The sequence below is a fragment of the Dapis hubbardiae BLCC-M172 genome, assembly GCF_050016015.1.
Lineage (GTDB): Bacteria > Cyanobacteriota > Cyanobacteriia > Cyanobacteriales > Microcoleaceae > Trichodesmium.
Genome location: NZ_JBNHEQ010000040.1, coordinates 17500 through 27588 on the forward strand (window position 1 = coordinate 17500; position 10089 = coordinate 27588).

At 35.5% G+C, this 10089-nt stretch carries 8 protein-coding genes; 4 read left to right on the forward strand and 4 right to left on the reverse strand.

The features are described from left to right. The first annotated feature begins 238 nt into the window (after positions 1–238). From ACP6PK_RS04435 to ACP6PK_RS04445, 3 genes are all read left to right on the forward strand, one after another. Positions 239–3430 carry an efflux RND transporter permease subunit gene (locus ACP6PK_RS04435; RefSeq protein ID WP_426558107.1) on the forward strand — a complete coding sequence of 1064 codons (3192 nt, stop codon included), beginning with the start codon at positions 239–241 and terminating at the stop codon, positions 3428–3430. Between the two features lie 197 nt (positions 3431–3627). Next, positions 3628–3945: a hypothetical protein gene (locus tag ACP6PK_RS04440; RefSeq protein WP_426558109.1), complete on the forward strand. Its 318-nt coding sequence runs from the start codon at positions 3628–3630 to the stop codon at positions 3943–3945. A gap of 24 nt (positions 3946–3969) precedes the next feature. Further along, the gene (locus tag ACP6PK_RS04445; protein WP_426558111.1) at positions 3970–4233 is read left to right on the forward strand and encodes a hypothetical protein; all 264 of its coding nucleotides are present in this window, start codon (positions 3970–3972) and stop codon (positions 4231–4233) included. 90 nt (positions 4234–4323) lie between these two features. Here the strand turns inward: ACP6PK_RS04445 and ACP6PK_RS04450 are convergent, their stop codons facing one another. The 3 genes from ACP6PK_RS04450 to ACP6PK_RS04460 all read right to left on the reverse strand — a co-directional run bounded on the left by ACP6PK_RS04450 (position 4324) and on the right by ACP6PK_RS04460 (position 6316). Continuing rightward, positions 4324–4932: a hypothetical protein gene (locus tag ACP6PK_RS04450; protein ID WP_426558113.1), complete on the reverse strand. Its 609-nt coding sequence runs from the start codon at positions 4930–4932 to the stop codon at positions 4324–4326. Positions 4933–5329: 397 nt separating this feature from the next. Next, positions 5330–5779 carry a hypothetical protein gene (locus ACP6PK_RS04455; RefSeq protein WP_426558115.1) on the reverse strand — a complete coding sequence of 150 codons (450 nt, stop codon included), beginning with the start codon at positions 5777–5779 and terminating at the stop codon, positions 5330–5332. A gap of 81 nt (positions 5780–5860) precedes the next feature. Then, positions 5861–6316, reverse strand: coding sequence for a hypothetical protein (locus ACP6PK_RS04460; RefSeq protein ID WP_426558117.1), 456 nt, complete (start codon positions 6314–6316; stop codon positions 5861–5863). 217 nt (positions 6317–6533) lie between these two features. On the opposite strand from ACP6PK_RS04460, the gene ACP6PK_RS04465 reads away from it, so the two are divergent. Further along, positions 6534–7976 (forward strand): helix-turn-helix domain-containing protein, encoded by a 1443-nt coding sequence (locus ACP6PK_RS04465; RefSeq protein ID WP_426558119.1) that lies wholly within the window; start codon positions 6534–6536, stop codon positions 7974–7976. Between the two features lie 191 nt (positions 7977–8167). Here ACP6PK_RS04465 and ACP6PK_RS04470 read toward each other — a convergent pair. Then, on the reverse strand, positions 8168–10089 hold a 1922-nt coding region (locus tag ACP6PK_RS04470), incomplete at its 5' end, for a DUF4912 domain-containing protein (protein WP_426558121.1).

Below are 10089 nucleotides of genomic sequence, written 5' to 3' on the forward strand. Positions count from 1 at the left end.
AAAATATCCAATTTATTTCTTTTTTTCAATATTTCTTACTTCTTCCTTAATTAATTTGGAGACCAAACCCCTACCTACTCAAAAAAAATCTTACTACTGATTTTTTTTCATTCAATTAACACCAATTACAAAAAAAGAATGCTAGAAAAAATCTATCTCAATTAGAGATATTTGAAAAAAAAATATCCAATTTATTTCTTTTTTTCAATATTTCTTACTTCTTCCTTAATTAATAATCATGTCATTTCATTTATCAGCTTGGTCAATTAAAAAACCAGTTCCTACTCTTGTAATGTTTTTAGTGTTAACAGTAGTAGGATTAATGTCTTTTTTTCAATTAGGAATAGACAACTTACCCAATATTGATATTCCTATAGTATCAGTCACAGTAACTCAATCAGGAGCAGGTCCCACAGAATTAGAAACTCAAGTAACAAAAAAAATAGAAGATGCTGTAGCAGGTTTAGGAGATATAGATCAATTAACCTCAACAGTAACCGATGGAGTTTCCACAACTACCATTGCTTTTGAATTAGAAGTAGATAGCGATCGCGCAACTAACGATGTGCGTAATGCCATAGAGCAAATTCGCCAAGACTTACCCAGAGACGTTGACGATCCTATTGTTAGAAGACTAGACTTTGCTGGTGGCGGACCAATAATGACCTACGCCGTCACCTCAAACAAACGTTCTGTAGAAGAGTTGAGCGAATTAGTTGACAAAGAAATTAGTCGCTCTATTCTCAATGTTACAGGTGTTTCTCAAATCAACCGCATTGGGGGAGTTGACCGAGAAATTCTCATCGAACTCAGTCCCGAAAGATTAGAAAGTCTGGGTATTACTGCTACTCAAGTCAACGATCAAATTCGCGCTTTAAATGCCAACATACCAGGAGGACGTTCTCAAACAGGAGGTAGAGAACAAAGTATTCGGACATTAGGAAGTGCTGACACAGTAGAAGCATTGAAAGAATATCAAATTATTTTGCCTTCCGGTGGTGCAGTTCCCCTTTCCAGTGTAGGAAAAGTCATTGATGGTTTTGGAGAAACTAGACAAACAGCTTGGTTATTAGAAAAAAATAGTTCCAACCAAAACTCAGCAACAAATAATATCGGTAAACCCGTTGTTGCTTTCGGGGTACTTCGCAGTACAGGTAGTACCTTAGTTACCGTAGAAAAAAACGTGCGGGAAGCAGTTGCAGAACTAGAAAAAACATTGCCACCAGATGTAGACTTGCAATTAATCTTCACTCTAGCAGTAGCAATTGAAGAATCATATCAAGCATCTGTAGACGCTTTAGTTATCGGTTCCATACTTACTGTTGTAATTGTAGGTATATTTTTACGAGACTGGCGACCAACCTTAGTAACAGCAGTAGCATTACCTTTATCAATATTGCCCACTTTTTTGGCAATGAAAATTCTCAACTACACCCTAGATGGGATGACTCTGTTAGCACTAGCATTAGCAATGGGGAACTTAGTAGATGATGCTATCTGTATGATCGAGAATATCGACCAACATATTTCTAAGGGGAAAAAGCCATTCCAAGCAGCTTTAGATGGGTCAGCAGAAATTGGTTTTGCTGTGGTGGCAACAACGGCAACTATTGTAGCAGTATTCTTACCTGTAGCATTTATGGGTGGGGTACCAGGGAAATTTTTTAAACCTTTCGGTATTACGGTAGCAATTGCAACTATGTTTTCCACATTAGTTGCCACAACAATGACACCAATGTTGGGAGCGCGGTTATTGAAACAGAGACGACTGCAAACATCTCCTAATTTTCCAGACCAAAATCACAAACCCCAAAAAAATCGTCCCTATAGTCAGTTATTAACTTGGGCGTTGCGCCATAAAATTTTCACCTTAGTTATTGCTTTAGTATTCTTTATTGGTAGCTTGCAATTAGTACCACTTCTACCAAAAGGGTTAACTGGTGCTGAGGATAGGGGTGTGAGTAGAGTTTCCCTAGAATTACCTCCTGGTTCGACTTTAGCAGAAACCGAACAAGCTGCACAACAAACAATGCAACTATTTATTAAAAATCCACTTGTTACCAGTGTGTTTGCCGATCTAGGTAGCAGAGATGATAGTGAGATTGTGAATACAGGGAAATTATACGTTAACATTTTACCAAGGGAAGAGCGGGATATTTCTCAAAAAGAATTTGAACAACATATACGACCGTTGTTTCAGAATATTCCTGGAGCGCGGATTAATTTTGGAAGTCAAGGTCCCGGTGGTGGTGATAAGGATTTAAAAATTATTCTGAAGAGTGAAAATGCAGTTGCTTTACAACAGACATCGGATGCTTTAGAAAAACAAATGCGAGAAGTTCCGGGGTTAGTGGATGTGACTTCCAGTGCTAGTTTAGTAAAACCGGAGATTTTGATTAAACCATTACCTGCTAGAGCAGGAGACTTAGGAGTTTCAGTACAGGCGATCGCTCGTACTGCTTCTTTAGCAACTCTGGGAGATAATGAGACTAATTTAGCTAAATTCGATCTAGCAGACCGTCAAATTCCGATTCGGGTACAGTTAGCAGAGGAATATAGGAATGACTTAGATGCAATTAAAAATTTACGCATTCCTAGTCAAAATGGTGGGTTAGTACCATTATCGGCGGTGGCGGAAATTACCATTGGTAGCGGACCTGCGGAAATCAACCGTTTTAACCGTTTTCGTCAAGTTTCCTTTGAGGCAAATTTACAGGGTATTTCTCTGGGAGATGCACTAACAGCAGTAAAATCATTACCAGCAATGAACCCACTGCCCCCTGATGTTAGCGAACAGTCTGATGGTAGTGCGAAAATTATGATGGATATATTTAATGGGTTTTTGGGTGCGTTAGGTTTGGCAGTATTGTGTATTTATGCAATTTTAGTGTTGCTATACAATAACTTCCTTTATCCAATGGTGATTTTGGTAGCATTACCGTTATCTATTGGTGGTGCATTATTAGGGTTGATGATAATGCAGAAAGAATTGGGTTTGTTTGCTCTAATTGGAATTGTATTGTTGATGGGTTTGGTGACAAAAAATGCGATTTTGTTAGTAGACTCTTCCTTAGCAAATGAAAAACAAGGAATGGCTCAATTTCATGCAGTGCGGGAGGCTGGTATTTCTCGGTTACGACCAATTTTGATGACAACCCTTTCCACTATTGCCGGGATGTTACCTATTGCTCTCGAATTAGGAGCAGGAGGAGCAGTAAGAAGTCCGATGGCGATCGCTGTTATTGGTGGGTTAACTACTTCTACATTGTTAACATTAGTGGTGGTGCCTGTTTGGTTTACTTACATTGATAATTTTCTCCATTGGTTGCAGAAATTGTTCGGTGGTAAGGAGAGTCACCCAGACTTGGATGTTGCTGTTAATGGTAAAGGTGTGAATGTATTGAAAAAGGATTCTGTTACTAGGGTGTAGTTTTGTGTTTGTTTAGCTGAGTATCAAATCCGGTAGTATCGTTATAATTATTGTCCCGTAAGGGTTTGGTCTCCAAACCCCGTTATATAAAATATTACAACCTATTGTTGATAGGTGATTAAGAGTATAATTTTATATCCTAAAATTATTGGTAATTAATCGGAAAATTATGATTGAGGAAATCAGGAATAGGTAAAATGTCATATAGTGATTTTGATTTAAAAAAAGTTAAAGCTGAGTTTAATTTAAAAATTATAGAAACAGAAGACTTATTTTCTCAAGTTGAACCTGTGGAAATTAGTAATATTTTAGCTGAAACGTTAAAGCAAAATGTACCTATTGCTTTAGCGATCGCTACTGAAAAAGCTAGTTCTGAGCTGATAATTATTAATATTTTGCTGGAGATTAAGAGACAACTTCAAATCAGTTTTTTCTCTGGTATAGATTTCTCAGTTGATAGGGATAAGGGGTTGAATGGATTTTGCGATTTTATTATTAGTAAATCTCCCGAATAACTATATTTAGATACTCCTGTAGTTGTGCTTGTAGAAGCGAAAAATGAAAAGATAGTTAGTGGTTTAGGACAATGTATTGCAGAAATGGTGGCGGCGGAAATATATAATAAACAAGATGGTAAAGATGTACCTGTTATTTATGGTGCGGTGACAACTGGTCATGTCTGGAAATTTTTGAAATTGGAAAAGAATGTAGTGTTTATTGATATAGAGAATTACTATATTAAAGATTCAAGGAAAATTATAGGAATTTTGGTGGAAATGGTTAGGTCGATTAAGTCTTTGTAATTAGAGATTAAAGTCATAAATAGAGTAGGCAAATTTCACTAATTTTACTGTTGATATAGATTCGTAAATATTTGCCCACCATAACTAAATCTAGCGAAAAACTATCTGATTTTCCTCAGGAGAAACCCTATAAAACCTGACAAAGTATGTACCTTCAGGTAAGGTATATTTCTTATTCACATTATAACCAGGACAAATTCTGGTTCCTATTTTTTGATAATTTCTAGAAGATAAATTAAAAGCCTTATTAGTTACACAAAATTCTGGTTTTCTAGAGTTACCTCCCTGAGAATTTTTATAACTTGTTATGTCTTGTCGAGGAAACTTTTTATTGTCATAACTCTCTAGATATATCCAGTCTTCTGTGCCTTCATACCGTCCTTTTGGAGCATCAATATCTAATTTTAAAATGGGAAAACTTTTACATTCGTTAGGAGGAACTGAGCCCCATCCCCTCAGTTTTGATGCTTCTACTGTTACACCGTATGGACTACCATAATTGCCAGCTCCTGCTACGGTATAAATTAGTTCTTTTGCCCTACCTACATATATTTTCTTTTTATACTCGTTGCAGACTTTAACATGGTAAAATATTTCAGTATTAATATTTAGTTGTGAGTTGGTTCTTTCCTGTATAGAAAAAGTTAAAATTAGAGCTGTTAAAAGTGCAGTAGGATAGAATAATAAGTTTTTGAGCAACTTTCTTTTCCTGACTGTTGGAAATGTTTTTGCTAGATTCAATAATTTTTGTTAGTTCATAGTTTTTATTTCTATTAAAATTCTACTTTATCTCAAATTAATAGATTGAATATTGTCAAATAATTTCAATTTCAAGAAACAGTTATCTTTCCCTTTATAAAGTTATTATCTATTTCTTATTGCTCGTGGTTTACAGCGATCAAGAGGAGCAAGGTAGGCAAATATCAAAAATTTTACTGGTGATATAGATTGATCAAAATTTGCCTACCATAACTAATGCTAAATTTGATATATCTAACTTTAGACAAGGTGAAATTTTTACTAGCAATTTTTATTCCTATTAAAAATAAACCTTATGCCAAATTAATAAATTGAATATTGTCAAATAATTCAAATTTCAATAAGCAGTTATAGTTATTCCGTTTTCTTCGAGGTCTTTTTCTACTTCTTTTTCTACCTCTTCTTCTATTTGTTGTTTTTGTGTTCCATTCAAGGTTCTATTCAAGGTTCGCTTCATTCTTTTCATTTCTCGTTCAATCTCGTCGGCAATATGTCTTTCTACCTTCTGTCTTGAAATTTTATTCCCATTATTAATTGCTTCTTCTGTAATATTTAAATATGCTGCTGCTTTAATTGTTTTTTTAAACTTGGAGATTTGGTTTGGATCTAGGGTTTTTAACCCTTTTCCTACTCCTTTCGCAAAATCTGTTATTTCATCTGTTCCTTTCACAATACCTGGATCTATTCCACGGAAAAGTTTAATAAGTGGTTTTACTGCTCTACATCCAAATAATGAAGGAAAGGTAATTAACAAAACAAGCATTAATTTTAAGTATTTATTTTTCATATTTATCTTTTATTAGTAAATAACTTAGCGTTCATAAAGAGCCAGTAAAAGATGTCTTAATGCCTAATTAATTTTAATTTTTTATAAGTTTCTTAATACCAATTCAATGTTACACCTAGCAGACTGTAATTCATCTAAGGTTAAATCGCTAACATCAATATATTCAACGTTAAGATATAATTCATCAAAATCTAGATCGTTTAAACTTTCTAATATATTAGTGAAACTATCTAGAATTCCCTCATCTATTCCACCAATTTCATTTCCATCAAAATCAAAATCTTCTAGAAAATCATCTGGTAATACGTTTCCTAATGCTGGTTCTACCCATCCAAATAGTGGTCCAAAAATTATAACTAACCTGATAGCTGTTAGAAAGGCTTTAGTTATTTTAAATGATGGATTATGTTTATTTCTTCTGACTGTTGATGTTCTGTTATTTAGTTCAGAAAATAATTTGATTATTTCCTTAAGTTCTTCTTGTTTTTTGTGTTTTTTTTTCTTGAAAAACATAGATGTAACTTTTGTGGCTTTCATAGATTAGATATTCTCCAGCGAGAAAAATTTTTATATTTTCGCCAAGTAATCTAATACTTAATAATTTACTACAAGTAATAATCAGAGCTACTACCTATAAAACTCACAAAAAATAATGTATGACTAAACATAATCATCAGAAAATATCAGATTTTTTTCCCGAAATATCAGAAAACATCATGTATAATAGGAAGAAATTCCTAACTCAATTTGACTAATGACTCTTAATGAAGTTTTAAGGTTTGTTGATGATATAGTTTTCGACAAAACTGGCAAACACCTTGATAGTCTCCAAAAAGCAATATTACGCGCTACTTGGCAAGGGGAAAAATACTCAAAGGTTGCTCAAGAATACAACTGCACTAAATTTCACGTTGGTAATGTCGCTTCAAATTTATGGCAACTTATTTCTCAGGAATTAAATGAGAAAATTCATAAGTCAAATTTTCGCGCTGCGATGGAAAGATATCAAATTTCTAACTTTTCAAATGTATTTAATTTAGGAGGAAATAATTGTCTAAAAGGTAATATTAATCTCTGTCCAGACAATACCCACTCCCCAGAAACCAAACAAAAATTACCCACTACACAAACAGCAAACCAAAACAACACCCCACTGCCAAAAGTTGACCTCCGAGACGCACCAGACATCAAAAAAATATTCTACGATCGCTCCACCGAACTTACTACCCTCAAAACCTGGATAGTCAAACATCGCTGTCGTCTCATCACCGTCTCAGGAATAAGCGGTATCGGTAAAAGCACAATTATTCGTCACCTCATCCCAGAAATAGAATCTAATTTCGACCACATCATCTGGCGCACCCTCCGCACATCTCCACCCCTAAATGTAACTCTCAAAAACTTAATTGAAATTATCTCCAACGTAACAGAAATAAACCTCCCTAATAACACCGATGCTCAACTATCAATGCTCATCGAAAAAATAAGGGATATGCGTTGTCTAATTATTCTAGATGACGTACAACAAATACTCAACACTGGGCAACTTATTGGTAACTATAAACCAGGATATGAAAACTATGGCAACCTATTTAAAATTATCGGCGAACTTCCTCACAATAGTTTTTTTATTCTCAACAGTTGGGAAGCACCTTTAGAAATTTTTAACTTGATGGATGATGACTCATCAGTAAGTTTATTTCAGTTAACTGGTTTAACCGAAAAGGTGGCGCGTGAGATGCTGAAAAATAGAGGATTATTAGATGAAGAAAAATGGCAAGAGTTGATAAACTTCTATCAAGGTAATCCCCAATGGTTAAAATTAGTAGGAGAGACAATTAAAAAATTATTTGCTGGGAGTGTAGCTCAATATTTAAGTTATAAACCCCTATTTTTGTCTGATGAATTGACTAATATTTTACAGCAGCATTTTCAAAGATTATCGGAATTAGAAAAACAAGTTATTTCTCAACTCAGTGAAGGAGAAAAATATGTTTCAATTTCCCAACTATTAGAAAAATCTCAATTATCATCACCAGAATTATTTCAAACATTACTATCTTTAGAAAGACGAGATTTGATAGATAAAATTACAGATAAAAATGAGATTTTATTTACAGTTAAACCTGTATTTAGACATTATATAAAAAATTATATTTCCCACAAGTACACAACTACAATACCTAATATTTTATAGCACTTTTCAGATTGATAAACCACATTGTAACAACTAAAACCCTGTAAGGGCGTTGCATGCAACGTCCCTACAAAGTTATCATTCCACTACTACTTAGGAATATAGCGCTACACATTAAGGTTAGGACATTTATAAATCATGTTAGCGGAGCTTTTCCCTATACGAAAAACCCTTTGACAGTTTACTATTCCCTAGAGCGTACCGCTATACAATCTAGCTACAGACACAGTAAGCTCTCCCTCATTATCATCAGGATAAGTATCAACAAAAAAGCTATAAAGAGTTGCCGTTTCCAGAACTTCTAACGTTAATGTTTCATTATATCCATTCAAAGTTGACCAGGTTTGCTCAACTGGAATTTTCGTCTTTTTATTCTTCACTTTTCCGCCACAAATCCACAATAAAACCACTGGCTCACCAGATGGACAAATATTAGAACCATAGCCAAATGTACCACTCTTAATCCGCAGAATATAAATTCCTGGCTCCAGGATTTGAGAAACTGATGTTTCCTTAATTCCCCTCATTTGTTCATCATTTAGTAAATAGCAATTGTTGCGACTATGAACAACAAGATGCTGAATTTCACAGTCACCAGGGGTAATATTGCTAGTTTGTTTAGTTGTTTCCAGTTTGCTGTTTGATACTTGAGAAACTGCACCAGCGCCAATAGTTGCTGTTGCTGTAGAAGACAAAATTGTTCCTGTTTTTTCAACAGAATCAACTTCAGTAAACACCGGCATTCGCATCGGACTAGAACTAGCTATCTTCAGCCACTGGAAATTATTAGTAACATAACCAATCTCAGCGACATAATCAACATAGCCAACACTACCAATATTGATAGTTATTTCCTTCTTCTGGCTAGACTCATCACAATTGTACTGTTGTATATTGTGAGGTTTTTGTGACTCTAGATCGATATCTGTAACATCCAAAATCCGCACTTGGTATTGCTGTCCACCTTGTTGTTTAGCTGCATCTTGAGCCGTTTGAGCAACTCCCCAATAAGCATAAGCACTTTGATTACTACGAGGAACTATAGTAATCCAACTCGATTTCAATGCTTCTTTTGGAATAACTGGTGTCGTCTGAGTTGCATTTAGCTGTGTACTGTTCTCTTGAGTCATATTAGATGGTGGCATCCGCAGTCGGTTTGAACGAGCTAGCTTTAACCACTCACCATCATCTGTGGCATAACCTATTTCTGCTTGATATTCGCGATCGCTCATCACAACAGGAACTTGCATTTGGTTCTGAGTAGACTCATCACAATCATAAGCTTGTACATTGCTAGCTGGTTGTGCATCTAGTTCAATATCTGTAACATCATAAACTCGTAACTGGTATTCTTCTCCACCTTCCTCTTTGGCATGATTTTGAGCAGTTTGAGAAACTTTCCAAGCCACCATCATATTCTCTGCATCATCAGGAGTAATAGTAACTTGACTGGGAGATGACATCAATTTCCACCTTGCGGTAGCTCCACTGACTAATCCTTTTTCTGTTCCTGTCCTAGTCTCTTTACTGACATATTCTTCTAGAATTAGCACTCGCTGAGAACGAGCCAGTTTTAACCACTCACCATCATCTGTCACATAACCTATTTCTGCTTGATATTCGCCATCGCTCAGTAAGTTACCTATTTGCCACTGCTGATTGGACTCTTCGGAATCATAATACTTGACACTGTGAGCTGTTTGTGAATCTAGGTCAATATCTGTAACATCATAAACCCGGAGTTGATATTGCTGACCACCATGTAACTTGGCTGCATCTTTGTCTGCTTGTGGTACTGACCAAGTTGCTGATGCTGTTTGACTAGGGCCAGGTGTGAGAGTTATTTGACTATTTTTTTCTTGGTTTGCCCAGGCTGCTACTAACGCTGCTATTCCTGCTGCTCCTGCTATTCCAGTTCCTGCTATTCCGGCAATACTTGTACCAATAGCACCAACGTCTGTTTTATTGGTATCTTCTGAAGTTGTCTCAGTGGTAGGAGTTTCTGTAGTTTCTTCTGTTGTTTCTGATGGCGTCTCTACTAAACCTGCTCCTGCTATTCCAGTTCCTGTTATTCCGGCAATACCTGTACCAATAGCACCAACGTCTGTTTCAT